Origin of the sequence: Paraburkholderia unamae, from assembly GCF_003268775.1 — a bacterium.
Lineage (GTDB): Bacteria > Pseudomonadota > Gammaproteobacteria > Burkholderiales > Burkholderiaceae > Paraburkholderia > Paraburkholderia unamae.
The window spans coordinates 367,000-380,414 of the sequence record NZ_QLSU01000002.1 but is presented as its reverse complement, the minus strand read 5'-3'; the positions used below and the strand labels follow the sequence as shown (position 1 = coordinate 380,414).

General features: G+C 66.1%; 13 protein-coding genes. 9 read left to right on the top strand and 4 right to left on the bottom strand.

Translation table 11 applies throughout. From position 1 onward, the window contains the following. The first annotated feature begins 135 nt into the window (after nucleotides 1–135). Complete coding sequence (locus C7401_RS04380) at nucleotides 136–1,707, top strand: hypothetical protein (RefSeq protein ID WP_309251983.1); 1,572 nt, start codon at nucleotides 136–138, stop codon at nucleotides 1,705–1,707. Here C7401_RS04380 and C7401_RS04375 read toward each other — a convergent pair. Further along, nucleotides 1,697–1,933: a cysteine-rich CWC family protein gene (locus C7401_RS04375; protein WP_112170115.1), complete on the bottom strand. Its 237-nt coding sequence runs from the start codon at nucleotides 1,931–1,933 to the stop codon at nucleotides 1,697–1,699. The genes C7401_RS04380 and C7401_RS04375 overlap by 11 nt on opposite strands. 322 nt (nucleotides 1,934–2,255) lie before the next feature. Here C7401_RS04375 and argB point away from each other — a divergent pair, with 322 nt between their 5' ends. The 8 genes from argB to C7401_RS04335 all read left to right on the top strand — a co-directional run bounded on the left by argB (nucleotide 2,256) and on the right by C7401_RS04335 (nucleotide 10,060). Beyond that, nucleotides 2,256–3,155 (top strand): acetylglutamate kinase, encoded by a 900-nt coding sequence (gene argB, locus C7401_RS04370; protein WP_112170114.1) that lies wholly within the window; start codon nucleotides 2,256–2,258, stop codon nucleotides 3,153–3,155. A gap of 52 nt (nucleotides 3,156–3,207) precedes the next feature. Then, complete coding sequence (locus C7401_RS04365) at nucleotides 3,208–3,933, top strand: pyrimidine 5'-nucleotidase (protein WP_112170113.1); 726 nt, start codon at nucleotides 3,208–3,210, stop codon at nucleotides 3,931–3,933. A gap of 60 nt (nucleotides 3,934–3,993) precedes the next feature. Beyond that, nucleotides 3,994–4,680, top strand: a complete 687-nt coding sequence (slmA, locus tag C7401_RS04360; protein WP_112170112.1) for a nucleoid occlusion factor SlmA — start codon at nucleotides 3,994–3,996, stop codon at nucleotides 4,678–4,680. Between the two features lie 118 nt (nucleotides 4,681–4,798). Next, complete coding sequence (locus C7401_RS04355) at nucleotides 4,799–5,380, top strand: HdeD family acid-resistance protein (RefSeq protein ID WP_112170111.1); 582 nt, start codon at nucleotides 4,799–4,801, stop codon at nucleotides 5,378–5,380. A 311-nt stretch (nucleotides 5,381–5,691) separates the two neighbouring features. Continuing rightward, a complete protein-coding gene (gene metX, locus C7401_RS04350; RefSeq protein WP_112170110.1) occupies nucleotides 5,692–6,837 on the top strand; it encodes a homoserine O-succinyltransferase MetX in 1,146 nt (381 codons plus the stop codon). Next, complete coding sequence (metW, locus tag C7401_RS04345; RefSeq protein WP_112170109.1) at nucleotides 6,834–7,442, top strand: methionine biosynthesis protein MetW; 609 nt, start codon at nucleotides 6,834–6,836, stop codon at nucleotides 7,440–7,442. Before metX ends, metW begins: the two co-directional genes overlap by 4 nt. Nucleotides 7,443–7,523: 81 nt before the next feature. Then, nucleotides 7,524–8,930, top strand: coding sequence for an AmpG family muropeptide MFS transporter (locus C7401_RS04340; protein WP_112170108.1), 1,407 nt, complete (start codon nucleotides 7,524–7,526; stop codon nucleotides 8,928–8,930). Between the two features lie 17 nt (nucleotides 8,931–8,947). Continuing rightward, nucleotides 8,948–10,060, top strand: a complete 1,113-nt coding sequence (locus tag C7401_RS04335; RefSeq protein ID WP_258396865.1) for a M48 family metallopeptidase — start codon at nucleotides 8,948–8,950, stop codon at nucleotides 10,058–10,060. Nucleotides 10,061–10,090: 30 nt separating this feature from the next. On the opposite strand, the gene C7401_RS04330 is transcribed toward C7401_RS04335, so the two are convergent. The 3 genes from C7401_RS04330 to gatB form a co-directional block, all read right to left on the bottom strand. Then, a complete protein-coding gene (locus C7401_RS04330; RefSeq protein WP_112170107.1) occupies nucleotides 10,091–10,870 on the bottom strand; it encodes an exodeoxyribonuclease III in 780 nt (259 codons plus the stop codon). Between the two features lie 79 nt (nucleotides 10,871–10,949). Then, nucleotides 10,950–11,786 carry a PPK2 family polyphosphate kinase gene (locus C7401_RS04325; protein WP_112170106.1) on the bottom strand — a complete coding sequence of 279 codons (837 nt, stop codon included), beginning with the start codon at nucleotides 11,784–11,786 and terminating at the stop codon, nucleotides 10,950–10,952. A 151-nt stretch (nucleotides 11,787–11,937) separates the two neighbouring features. After that, nucleotides 11,938–13,413 carry an Asp-tRNA(Asn)/Glu-tRNA(Gln) amidotransferase subunit GatB gene (gene gatB, locus C7401_RS04320; protein WP_112170105.1) on the bottom strand — a complete coding sequence of 492 codons (1,476 nt, stop codon included), beginning with the start codon at nucleotides 13,411–13,413 and terminating at the stop codon, nucleotides 11,938–11,940. Nucleotides 13,414–13,415 lie beyond the last annotated feature (2 nt).

Below are 13,415 nucleotides of genomic sequence, written 5' to 3'. Positions count from 1 at the left end.
ACTACATTCATAACGGCGCCCTCCGACAAAACAGCAAGACAGATGCACACCTCTCTTCCTGGTTCGCTGAAGCCCGTCCACGATCTTTTTCTTGATTTCGTCGATGCCGCCAGCGACGGCCAAAACGAAACCTCAGTGGCGCAAGCGTTGCTGGCCAGGGCTCGCGCCACGCTGCGCGACGTCGACGACGACACGCTCATGATCACGGCGGCGCGCGCCCAGGACCCGGCGCTGGCCAACGAGGCCGTGCGCCTGTGCGCCGTGATGGCAAGACTCGCGCCGGAGCGGGCCGCCGCCTGGTTCGCCGCCGGGCTTGCGCTTCAGTTCGCAAACCGGCACGCCGACGCGGTGGAACCTTACCGCCGCGCGCTCGCCATCGCGCGAACGTTTCCAAATCTGCGCAACAATCTCGCATCAGCTTTGATCCAGATCAAATCTGATCACGATCAAATCATCGCGCTACTCAACGAAACCGTCGCGGCCGAACCCGGCAATGCGAACGCCTGGATCAACCTCGCTCACCTGTTCCCAACCGATACCGACGTGGCGCGCCCGCTCACGGCAAGCCGCCGCGCGCTGGCGCTCGTGCCGCACAGTCCGCTCGCCCTGAACAACTACGCGATGGCATGCAAGGAAGCGCAACAGTGGGACGAGGCCGAGCGTGCCGCGCGCGGCGCCTGCCAGTATGCGCCCAACGACGCTTCGGCACGCCTGAACCTGTCGATGATCCAGCTGCTGCGCGGCAACTATGCCGAAGGCTGGCCCGGACACGAGCTGCGCTGGCAAGGGGCGAGCGAGCTGGCCTCGGGCCGCCCGGTGTTCCCGAAACCCGAATGGCGCGGCGAGCCGCTCGCGGGCCGCACGTTGCTGGTGTGGGGCGAACAGGGCATGGGCGACCTGCTCCAGTTCTGCCGCTACGTGCCGATGCTCGCCGAGCGCGTGCATCGCGAGGGCGGCCGGCTCGTCTGGAATTCGTTCCCGCAGATGGGCAAGCTGCTCGTGCGCAGTCTCGGCGCCCAGTGCGATCTCTATTGCGCGGGCGGGCCGGTCGAATCCTTGCCGCCCTACGACTGCGAAGTCTCGCTCCTGAGCCTGCCGCTCCTCTTCGGCACCGATGAAGCGACGATCCCGGGCCCGGTGGGCTATCTGAAGCCCGATCTCGCAGCGGCCGCGCACTGGCGCGAGCGCCTCGCGGGCGAGAAGCGCCTGAAGGTCGGGCTTGCCTGGACCGGCAGCCTCACGCACAAGCGCAATCCGTTTCGCCGCGTCGAACTCGAGCGCTACCGCGAGCGTTTCAGCGGCATCGAGGGCGTGGCGTTCTACTCGTTGCAGCCTGGCGCCGAGCCCGACGTGGCGGCCGCGCGCGCCGCGGGCTTCGAGGTGAGCGACTTCACCGCCCAGTGGCAGACCTTCGACGACACGGCAGCGTTCATCGACTCACTCGATCTCGTGATTTCGGTGTGCACGTCGAGCGCGCATCTTGCCGGCGCGCTAGGCAAGCGCACGTGGGCGCTGCTGGACGTGAATCCGCATTGGGTCTGGCAACTGGAGCGGCGTGACAGCCCGTGGTATCCCAATACGACGCTGTATCGGCAGAAGGCGTTCAGGCAGTGGGAGCCGGTGCTCGACGAGGTGAGCGCCGATCTCGCGGCGCTCGCGCTGGGTACACAGTCCGGTGCGCGGTCCGGCACACCATTCAGCGCTTGAGTCCCCCGCCGGTCGGTGCCCCGCCGGCTGCCGGGGCCGCCGCCGCGGCGAGGCATTCGGGGCACAGGCATCGCCCGCGCGGGTCGAGCGCGTTCGCGGGCAAGGCAGGCAGCGACTTGCACCAGCAGTCGAAGGGTTCGGTGTTGCGGCCGCAGTCGAAGCTGTTGCCGCAACGCGGGCAACGGGCGCTTTTCATGCCGGTGCCGGGCATGGCGGAGGCGGTCATGGCGCGCACTCCTCTCGAAGCCGGGAACCGGCGACAGCGAAATGATGCCACATCCCGGCCGCGGCCCGGTTTCGGCCCTGGTTGCGGCCCCGCTGTGGCCTCGTTGTAGCGTCGTCGCCGGCCCGTCCCCGGAGCGCGCCCGCCCCCTTCCTGCCCCGTCCCGCCTGCGTGTTGCACATGCGCGCCGGTACTCGTCGTTTTCCCTGTTGCACCGCGCCAGTCCTGTACAATCCGGCCTGTTTCGACCGTTTTGCGGCCGCGCTTTTCGTCCGCGGATCTTCGTCCGCGCGTTTCGTCTGTTTTTCGTCCTGTCTCCGCCGCCATGTCCGAGCCCATCGACCTTTCGCAGATCGCACCCACCCTGAAAGCCGAAATTCTGGCCGAGGCGCTGCCTTATATCCGCCAGTACCACGGCAAGACCGTCGTCATCAAGTACGGCGGCAACGCCATGACCGAAGAGCGCCTGAAGCAGGGCTTCGCGCGCGACGTCATCCTGCTCAAGCTCGTGGGCATCAACCCGGTCATCGTGCACGGCGGCGGCCCGCAGATCGACACGGCGCTCAAGAAGATCGGCAAGCAAGGCACCTTCATCCAGGGCATGCGTGTCACCGACGAGGAAACCATGGAAGTCGTCGAGTGGGTGCTCGGCGGCGAGGTGCAGCAGGACATCGTCACGCTCATCAACCACTTCGGCGGCCATGCGGTCGGCCTGACCGGCAAGGACGGCGGCCTGATCCACGCGCGCAAGCTGATGATGCCGGACCGCGACAACCCCGGTCAGTACGTCGACATCGGCCAGGTGGGCGAGGTCGATGCGATCAACCCGGCGGTCGTGAAGGCGCTCCAGGACGACGCGTTCATTCCCGTGATCTCGCCGATCGGCTTCGGTGAGGACGGCCTCTCGTACAACATCAACGCCGACCTCGTGGCGGGCAAGCTCGCCGTGGTGCTCAACGCCGAGAAGCTCGTCATGATGACGAACATCCCCGGCGTGATGGACAAGGCGGGCAACCTGCTCACCGACCTCTCGGCCCGCGAGATCGACGCGCTTTTCGAAGACGGCACGATCTCGGGCGGCATGCTGCCGAAGATCTCGTCGGCGCTCGACGCCGCCAAGAGCGGCGTGCGTTCGGTGCACATCATCGACGGCCGCATCGAGCACTCGGTGCTGCTCGAAATCCTGACCGAACAGCCGTTCGGCACGATGATCCGCTCGCACTGAGCGGCCGCCCACCGGCGGCGGCCGTGCGCCGCCGCCGCGCCTCACATCCCCGATGACCGACTCCAGCACCCACGCCAGGCACGCCCGGCGCCGGCCGCGACGCGTCGCCCACGCACCGGGCACGCCGGTCTGGCTGTTCGACCTCGACAACACGCTGCACAACGCGTCGCGCGCGATCTTCCCGGCCATCAACGCCGGCATGACGCAGTACATCATCGACGCGCTCGGCGTGAGCCGTGACGAAGCCAATCACCTGCGCACGAGCTACACGCATCGTTACGGCGCGACGCTGCTCGGCCTCGCGCGCCATCATCCGGTCGATCCGCACGACTTCCTCAAGGTCGTGCACACCTTCGACGACCTGCACGCCATGCTGCACGCCGAGCGCGGGCTCGGCCGCCTGCTTGCCGCGCTGCCGGGCCGCAAGATCGTGCTGACGAACGCGCCCGAGACCTACGCGCGCGCCGTCCTCGCGGCGCTCGGCATCGAGCGGCTGTTCGAGCGCGTGATCGCGATCGAAAACATGCGCTCGCGCACCCACTGGCGCGCCAAGCCCGACCGCGCGATGCTGCGCGGCACGCTGCGCCGGGCGGGCGTGGCGCTCGCCGACTCGATCCTCATCGAAGACACGCGCGGCCACCTCAAGCGCTACCGGCGCCTCGGCATCCGCACCGTGTGGATCACCGGGCATTTGCCGGCGCACTTGCCGGGCACCGGGCGGCCTCACTATGTCGATCGTCGCATTCGTTCGCTAAAATCCCTGAAACCAGGCCTGTAGTCGGGACGCTCGAAGTCGCAACGGGGGAGCCTCTCAGGGCCTAAGCCAGGGACGATATCCATGCAGCCGACACAAACGCGTGAAGCAGTCGAAGCAGCAGAATCGCCGGGCGCGGCCCGCCGCGCCCCCCGCCCGAAGCCGGGCGAACGCCGTATCCACATTCTCCAGACGCTCGCCTCCATGCTCGAGGCGCCGCGCGGCGAGAAAATCACCACCGCCGCGCTGGCCGCCCGCCTGGGCGTTTCCGAGGCGGCGCTCTACCGTCATTTCGCGAGCAAGGCCCAGATGTACGAGGGCCTGATCGACTTCATCGAGCAGACGCTGTTCGGGCTCATCAACCAGATCGTCGAGAAAGAGCCGAGCGGCGTCCTCCAGGCGCGCGCCATCGCGCTGATGCTCGTCAACTTTTCCGCGCGCAACGCGGGCATGACCCGCGTTTTGACCTGCGAAGCCCTTGTGGGCGAGCATGAGCGGCTCGCCGAGCGCGTGAACCAGATGCTCGATCGCGTCGAGGCGTCGCTGCGCCAATGCCTGCGCGTTGATCTCGCTCAGGAAGCCGAGCGCAAAGCGCTTTCAGGGTCGAACCGCGTCGACGCGAAGGCCGCGCCCAAGGGGTACGATCCAACGGTCCGTGCGAATCTGGTCGTGCGCTACGTGATTGGCTGCTGGCATCGTTATGCGCAAAGCGGCTTCACGCGCTCGCCGGGCGAGCACGCCGACGAGCAGATCCGCATCATCCTCCAGTAGCGCGGCCGCGCGGCGTTCTTCTGCGGGCGGCGAGCCGGCGTCGCTACGACATCGTCCTGCATGGCGCCGGAGCAAGGGCTGAAACCCCGGCTCCGGTTCGACAAAGGAGAACCGTCGCATGAACCGTCCCGTTCCTCCCATCGGCCTGCCTCCCATTCTCGCGAGCCTCTCCGCCCATTGGGGCTGGCTCATCGCGCGCGGCGTCGCCGCCATTCTGTTCGCCATCCTCGCCGTGATGATGCCCGGCCTCACGGTGCTCACGCTCGCCATCATCTGGGGCGCGTACGCCATCGTCGACGGCGCGTTCGCGCTGATCTACGGCGCGCGCGGCGGCGGCACGCGACGCTGGACCTACGTGATCATCGGTCTGATCGGCGTGATCGCCGGACTCGTGGCGTTCTTCTGGCCGGGCGAGACGGCCATCGTCCTCGTGATGATCATCGGCGTGTGGGCGTTCTTCACGGGCATCTTCGAGATCGTCTACGCGATCCAGTACCGGCATGCCATCGCGCATCCGTGGGCCGTGGGGATTTCGGGGCTGCTCTCGGCCACGGTGGGCTTCTTCTTCGCGATGTTCCCGGGCGCGGGCGCGCTCTCGCTGATCTGGGTGATCGCCGCCTATGCGGTGCTTTATGGCGTCTTGATGATCATCGCGGCCTTCCAGTTGCGGCGCTGGCGCAACGAACATCCGGTCAAGTGATAGGCTTCGCGGCCTCGCGCGGTGCGCGGGCGCATGCAAGACAGACGGGCGACGCCGCCGCGCCGCCCGCAGCGCTTTTCCCGCGCGCCGCATCGCTTTGCACGTTTTCCGATATACTCTGCATTCCTTTTGCAATACCCACGCGCCGATTTGCTGACTCGATTGCGGGCGCGTGAACTCCCCGGACTGCTTTGGCAACCCGTCGGGAGTTCGATATAAATGCGGCTAAAGAGGTCGTCAGCCGCGCCAATCCTTTCGCACTCCGCGCCAGCCGACACCGTTTAGCCGCCCGAAAAATCAAGGCGGAACGAATGGAATCGATCGGCATCGTCGCTCCTCAAACACTGCATTTCGACGAGCCCCTGCAACTGCAAAACGGCACGGCGCTGGCCGGGTACGACCTCGTGGTCGAAACCTACGGCACGCTCAACGCCGCGCGCAGCAATGCAGTGCTCGTCTGTCACGCGCTCAACGCCTCGCACCACGTGGCGGGCGTGTACGCGGACAACCCGAAAGACGTCGGCTGGTGGGACAACATGGTCGGGCCGGGCAAGCCGCTCGACACCAACCGCTTCTTCGTGGTCGGCGTGAACAATCTCGGCTCGTGCTTCGGCTCGACCGGGCCGATGAGCATCGACCCGGCCACGGGCCAGCCCTACGGCGCGAAGTTTCCGGTCGTGACCGTGGAAGACTGGGTGGACGCCCAGGCGCGCGTGGCCGATCGCTTCGGCATCGAGAAGTTCGCCGCCGTGATGGGCGGCAGCCTGGGCGGCATGCAGGCGCTCGCATGGAGCCTGCGCTACCCCGACCGGCTCGGCCACTGCATCGTGGTCGCCTCCACGCCCAAGCTCTCGGCGCAGAACATCGCGTTCAACGAGGTGGCGCGCTCGGCCATCCTCTCGGACCCCGACTTCCACGGCGGCGACTACTACGCGCACAACGTGAAGCCGCGTCGCGGCCTGCGCGTGGCGCGCATGATCGGCCACATCACCTATCTGTCCGATGACGACATGGCCGAGAAGTTCGGCCGGGCGCTGCGCCGCGCGGAAGGCGCCGTCGACGAATACAACTTCAACTTCGACGTGGAATTCGAGGTGGAGTCGTACCTGCGCTACCAGGGCGACAAGTTCGCCGACTATTTCGACGCCAACACGTACTTGCTGATCACGCGCGCGCTCGACTACTTCGACCCCGCCAAGGCGTTCGACGGCGACCTCACGCGCGCGCTCGCGCACACGAAGGCGAAGTACCTCGTGGCGAGCTTCGCGACCGACTGGCGCTTCGCGCCCGCACGCTCGCGCGAACTCGTGAAGGCGCTGCTCGATCACAAACGCCAGGTGAGCTACGCGGAGATCGACGCGCCGCACGGCCACGACGCCTTCCTGCTCGACGACGCGCGCTATCACAATGTCGTGCGCGCCTACTACGAACGTATTGCTGCTGAGGTGGGCGCATGAACCAGAGCGCTTTCGACAGTCTTTCCGCCCGTCCCGACTTCCGCACCATCGCGCGCTGGATCGAACCGCGCGCCAAGGTGCTCGACCTCGGCTGCGGCGACGGCTCGCTGCTCTCGCTTCTGACCGAGGAGCTGGAATGCACGGGCTACGGCATCGAGATCAACGACGCGGGCGTGCTCGCGTCGGTGAAGAACGGCATCAACGTGATCCAGCAGAATCTCGAAGACGGCCTGCGCCTCTTCGAAGACGCGAGCTTCGACTTCGCGATCCTCTCGCAGACCTTGCAGACGATTCACCAGACCGCCGCGATCCTGCGCGAGACGGCGCGCGTGGGCAAGGAGTGCATCGTCTCGTTTCCGAACTTCGGCTACTGGCCGCACCGGCTTTCGGTGCTGCGCGGGCGCATGCCGGTGTCGAAGTCGCTGCCCTACCAGTGGCACAACACGCCGAACGTGCGTGTGCTCACGGTGAAGGATTTCGAGGCGCTCGCGCCCGAGGTCGGCATCGAAATTCTCGACCGCGCCGTGCTGCACGGGGGTCAGACCGTTCGATGGGGTGTGAACTGGCGTGGTAGTCTTGCGGTCTATCGCGTGAGAAAAAAATGACGCCGTGCGCGGCGTCGCGTGTTTTTTCGCCCGACCGGTTCGCAAGGAACCGCGCCCAACACCGCCGCCGCTAACGACGACATGCCGAATCCGCCCCACGAGGCACCTGCCCGCAACGATCACCTCGCCGCTCACGAATCCCACCCCGGCTGGCGTGCGTACCTGAATACGCACATGCTGATCTGCGTGTTCCTTGGCTTCACCTCGGGGCTGCCGCTCTTTACGCTCGTCTATCTCGTGCAGGCGTGGCTGCGCTCCGAGGGCGTCAATCTCAAGGAAATCGGCCTCTTCGCGCTGATCCAGTTTCCCTATACGTGGAAGTTCGTCTGGGCACCGCTCATGGACCGCTACGTGCCGCGCCTGCCGGGCTGGAAGCCCGGGCGGCGGCGCGGCTGGATGCTCGTCACGCAAATCCTGGTGGCGCTCGCCATCGGCACGCTCGGCTACGTTTCGCCGAAGGATTCGATCTGGACCGTGGCCGCGCTCACCGCGCTCGTGGCGTTTTTCGGCGCAAGCCAGGACATCGCCATCGACGCCTACCGGCGCGAACTCCTCACCGACACGCAGCAGGGCCTCGGCAACGCCGTGCACGTCAATGCGTACAAGATCGCGGCGCTCGTGCCCGGCTCGCTCGCGCTGATCCTCTCCGACCATCTGCCGTGGAGCACCGTGTTCGTCGTGACGGCGGTGTTCATGATTCCCGGCATGATCATGTCGCTCGTGGTGAGCGAGCCCGAAGTGCATGGCGCACCGCCGAAGAACCTGCGCGAGGCGATCGTGCAGCCGTTCGCCGAATTCGTGCACCGCGACGGCCTCGCCGCCGCCCTGTTCGTGCTCGCGTTCATCTTCCTCTACAAGCTCGGCGACACGATGGCGACCACGCTTTCGACGTCGTTCTTTCTCGACATCGGCTACTCGCGCACCGAGATCGGCGTGATCGCCAAGATGACGGCCTTTGGCGCGAGCCTCGCGGGCGGCATCGGCGGCGGCGTGGCGCTCGTGAAGATCGGCATCGGGCGCGGGCTGTGGATTTTCGGTTTCCTCCAGATGGTCTCGACGCTCGGCTTCGCGTGGCTCGCGCAGCTCGGCGCGGATTCGCCCTCGCTCGCCGCGATCTACGACACGGTGCTCGCCGTGAGCCACGGGGTGTCGTCCGTGGCCGGGCTGTTCGGCGCGCACGTGCAGCTCACGCTCGATCCGCGCGCCGTGGCGCTCGCGCTCGTCTACGGCTTCGAGACCTTCGCGACGGGCCTCACGCTCGCCGCATTCACCGCCTATATTGCAAGCACGACCGACCCGCGCTACACCGCCACGCAGTTCGCGCTCTTCACGAGCCTCGCCTCGGTGCCGCGCACGCTGGCCTCGGCCGCGAGCGGTTATGTCGTCGCGCAGATCGGTTGGTTCGACTATTTCATCGTCTGCACGGTGCTCGCGGTACCGGGTATGCTCCTGCTCATTCGTATTGCCCCGTGGAGAGTCCGGTTGTGAGCCCGCATGAGAACGCCGTGCAAAGCCCGCGATCGAGCGAGCGCCTTGCGCGCCGCTGCGGCATGCGCTCGCGCACGCTCGTGCTGGCGATTGCCGCCTGTCTGCCTGCCCTTTCTTCCTGGAACGCCTGGGGCGCCGACAACCCGGCCGCCACGAGCGCGCCTGCGGGCGCGCCGGGCAACGCCGCTGCGGCGGCGGCCGGCGCTGCGAACAACGCGGCAACGGGTGCCGGCAACAACGGCGCGCCCGCGACCGTCGCGCCCGCCAACCTGTCTGGCGCAAGCGGCGCGAACGGCACCACCGGCACCCCAAACACGGGCCGCGTGGTGCGTTTCGGCAACGCCGCCGTCTACCGCAACCTGATTCCCTCGCCGATGCTCGAAGCGCAGGCCACGGCCGAGTTCAACGAAATCGTGCGCGGCGCGGCCCACTCGAACCGCCTCTACGCCGAAAGCGATCCGCACGTGCAGCGCGTGCGCGCGTTCGTCGACCGGCTCGCGCCTTACTCGCTGAAGTGGAGCGATCGCGTCAAGAACTGGAAGTGGGAAATCGCGGTCATCCGCTCGAACGACATCCGCATGTACGCGCTGCCGGGCGGCAAGATCGTCGTGTACGGCGGCCTGCTCGACCGCGTGAAGCTCAATGACAATGAGTTCGGCATGCTGCTCGGCCACGAGATCGCGCATGCGGTGCGCGAGCACGTGCGCGAGCGCCTGGGCGAGCAGCAGGCCGCGCAGATCGAATCGGGCAGCGTGCCACAACTGTTCGGGCTCGCGGATCTCGGCGTGTTTCCGCTCGGTATCGGCTCGCAGCTCGTGGAGATGCACTACGGCCGCGCCGACGAAACCGAAGCCGACGTGATCGGCAGCGATATCGCCTCGCGCGCGGGCTTCGATCCGCGCGCGGCGCTCACGTTGTGGGACAAGCTCGCGCAAGCCACGCGCGCCGACCGCGATCAGGGCTTCATCTACGTGCATCCGTACACGCCGGCGCGCCGCGCCGATATCGCCAAGCGCCTCGCCGACATGATGCCGCTCTACGCCAAGGCCATCGGCAAGCCACTTGCCGAGTTGCCCGACTACGAAGGCATCCCGGCCGTGCAGAAGCGCAAGGTGGTGTCGGCGCCCTGAAGGCGGTTTCTCAGCGCGCCGGGGTGAGCGTCAGCTCTTGACCTTGTAGTCGTAGTCGATCGTCAGCGGCGCGTGGTCGCTGAACTTGATGTCCCTGAAGATCGACGTTTTCTTCGCCTTGTGCGCGACGCCGGGCGTGGCGATCTGATAGTCGATGCGCCACCCCACGTTCTTCGCATACGCCTGGCCGCGATTGCTCCACCAGGTGTACTGCTCGGGACGCGGGTCGAGCGTGCGGAACACGTCCACGTAACCCACGTCGTCGAAGAGCTTCGTGAGCCATGCGCGCTCTTCAGGCAGGCAGCCGGAATTCTTCTGGTTGCCCTTCCAGTTCTTGATGTCGATTTCCTTGTGGACGATGTTCACGTCGCCGCACACGATCACCTCGCGCTCGCGCTTGAGCGCCTCGAGGTGCGGCATGAATTCGTCCATGAAGCGGTACTTCGCCGCCTGGCGCTCGTCGCCGCTCGAACCCGAAGGCACGTACACCGAAATCACCGAAAGATTGCCGTAGCGCGTTTCCACATAGCGGCCTTCCGGATCGAATTCCTCGCTGCCAAAGCCGATGATGACCTCGTCCGGCTCGTGGCGCGAGTAGACGCCCGCGCCGCTATAGCCCTTCTTCACCGCATGCTGGAAGTAGCCTGTGAAGTTGTGCGGCGCAAGGAACTCGGGCGTCATGTCGTCCTGCGAGCACTTGATTTCCTGCACGCAGAGCACGTCGGCCTTCTGTTCGCCGAACCACTCGAAAAAGCCCTTCTTCGCCGCCGAGCGGATGCCGTTGAGATTCGCGGTGATCACACGCAACATGTCTTCTTTCCTCTTCGTTTGCGTTGCCTCGCGCCGCCGGGCCGGGCCGTATGGCGCGAGACGATAGATACATTCGGTCTTATTCGATCTTGAGACCCTTGAGCTCGGGCTTCGCCGGCGGAAACTCGAGCTTCAGGCTTTCCATCAGGCGCAGCAGCAACTCGGCCACCATCACGTTGCGGTGCGTCTTCGAATTGGCGGGAATCACGTACCACGGCGCGTATTCCGTGGAGGTGGCCGCGAGCGCGTCATGGTATGAAGCCTGATAGGCGTCCCACTGCTTGCGCGCCTCCAGGTCGGAGACATCGAACTTCCAGTGCTTGGTGGGATCGTCGATGCGCGCCTGGATGCGGCTTTTTTGCTCGTCCTTCGAGATGTGCAGCATGCACTTGATGATCGACGTGCCGTTCTCGGCGAGCATCGCCTCGAATTCGCGAATCTGCCGGTAGCGCCGCTCGCATTCGGCCGAGTCGATCTGGCCGATCACGCGCGGCACGAGCACGTCTTCGTAATGGCTGCGATTGAAGATGGCAAGCTCGCCCGCCGCCGGCACCTGCATGTGCACGCGCCAGAGAAAGTCGCGCGCGGCCTCGATGGGCGTGGGCGCGCGAAACGCCACGATGCGCAGGCCGAGCGGATCGACCTCGTGAAACACGCCGCGAATCGTGCCGTCCTTGCCGCTCGTGTCCATGCCCTGGAGCACGAGCAGCACGCGCTGGTGGCGCTGCGCGTGCAGGCGCTCCTGGAGCACGTCGAGCTGGTTGCCGATCTGCGCGAGGCGGTCGCGGTCGCCGTCCTTGCTGCCGGTCGAGAATGGCTTCGCGGCCGGATCGAGCGCTTCGAGCAAGAACTTATCGGCCTTCTTCTCGCTGAAATACGGCACGCGGTAGTCGTCGAGACTCGGGGACTTGGTCATGCGTTGCTCTCCTCTCATGGATACGACGGCTGCAATGGGCAAACCGTGGTGCGGCAAACGCCCGGCGGCGTTCGCGGCGCCTGAAGCGACAAGGCGGCGCCGCACTCCCACGCACGACGCCGCCCTGCAAGCATGCCCGAACAGCGCGGGATCAGCCCAACTTCTTCTTCAACAGTTCATTGACCTGCTGCGGGTTCGCCTTGCCCTTCGTGGCCTTCATCGCCTGGCCGATCAGCGCGTTGAACGCCTTCTCCTTGCCCGCGCGGAATTCCTCGACCGACTTCTGGTTCGCGGCGAGCACCTCGTCGATGATCGCTTCGAGCGCGCCGGTGTCCGAAATCTGCTTGAGGCCCTTCGCTTCGATGATGCGGTCCGCTGCGGCTTCATCGGCGGCCTTCTCGTCCCACATCGCCTGGAACACTTCCTTGGCGATCTTGTTCGAGATCGTGCCGTCGGCAATGCGTTGCAGCAGCACGGCGAGCTGCGCGGCCGAGACCGGCGAGGCGTCGATGTCGAGGCCTTCGCGATTGAGCTGCGAGGAGACTTCGCCCATCAGCCAGTTCGCGACGGCCTTCGCCTGCGCGGCGCCGGCCTTCGCGACGACGGCTTCGAAGTACGCCGCCATCGCCTTGCCCGACGTGAGCCCGTTCGCGTCGTACGCCGTCACGCCGTACTGCTCGACGAAGCGCGCTTGCATCGTCGCGGGCAGTTCGGGCATCTCGCCCTTCACGCGCTCGACCCACGCGGCGTCGATCACGAGCGGCATGAGGTCGGGATCGGGGAAATAGCGGTAATCGTGCGCGTCTTCCTTGCTGCGCATCGAACGCGTTTCGCGCTTGTCCGGATCGTAGAGACGCGTTTCCTGCACCACCGTGCCGCCGTCCTCGATCAGCTCGATCTGGCGGCGCACTTCGTACTGGATCGCTTCTTCGAGAAAGCGGAACGAGTTCAGGTTCTTGATCTCGGCGCGCGTGCCGAATTCCTTCTGGCCAACCGGACGCACGGAGACGTTCGCGTCGCAGCGGAACGAGCCTTCCTGCATGTTGCCGTCGCAAATGCCAAGCCACACGACCAGCGTGTGCAGCGACTTCGCGTAAGCCACGGCTTCCGCCGCGCTGCGCATTTCAGGTTCCGTGACAATTTCGAGCAGCGGCGTGCCCGCGCGGTTCAGGTCGATGCCCGTCATGCCCGCGAAGTCTTCGTGCAGCGACTTGCCCGCGTCTTCTTCAAGGTGCGCGCGCGTGAGATTCACGGTTTTCTCGTACGCTTCCTTGCCGGTCTTTTCGTTGGCCGGCACCTGAATGGTGATCTGACCGCCCTGCACGACCGGAATCTCGTACTGGCTGATCTGATAGCCCTTCGGCAGGTCCGGGTAGAAGTAGTTCTTGCGCGCGAAGATGCTGCGCGGCGCGATCGTCGAGCCGATCGCGAGACCGAACTGGATCGCGCGCTCCACGGCGCCGCGGTTCATCACCGGCAGCACGCCGGGCAGCGCGAGATCGACGGGACAGGCCTGCGTGTTGGGCGCCGCGCCGAACTGCGTCGATGCGCCCGAGAAGATCTTGGAGACCGTCGAAAGCTGCGCGTGCGTCTCGAGACCGATGACGACTTCCCATTGCGTAGTCATGC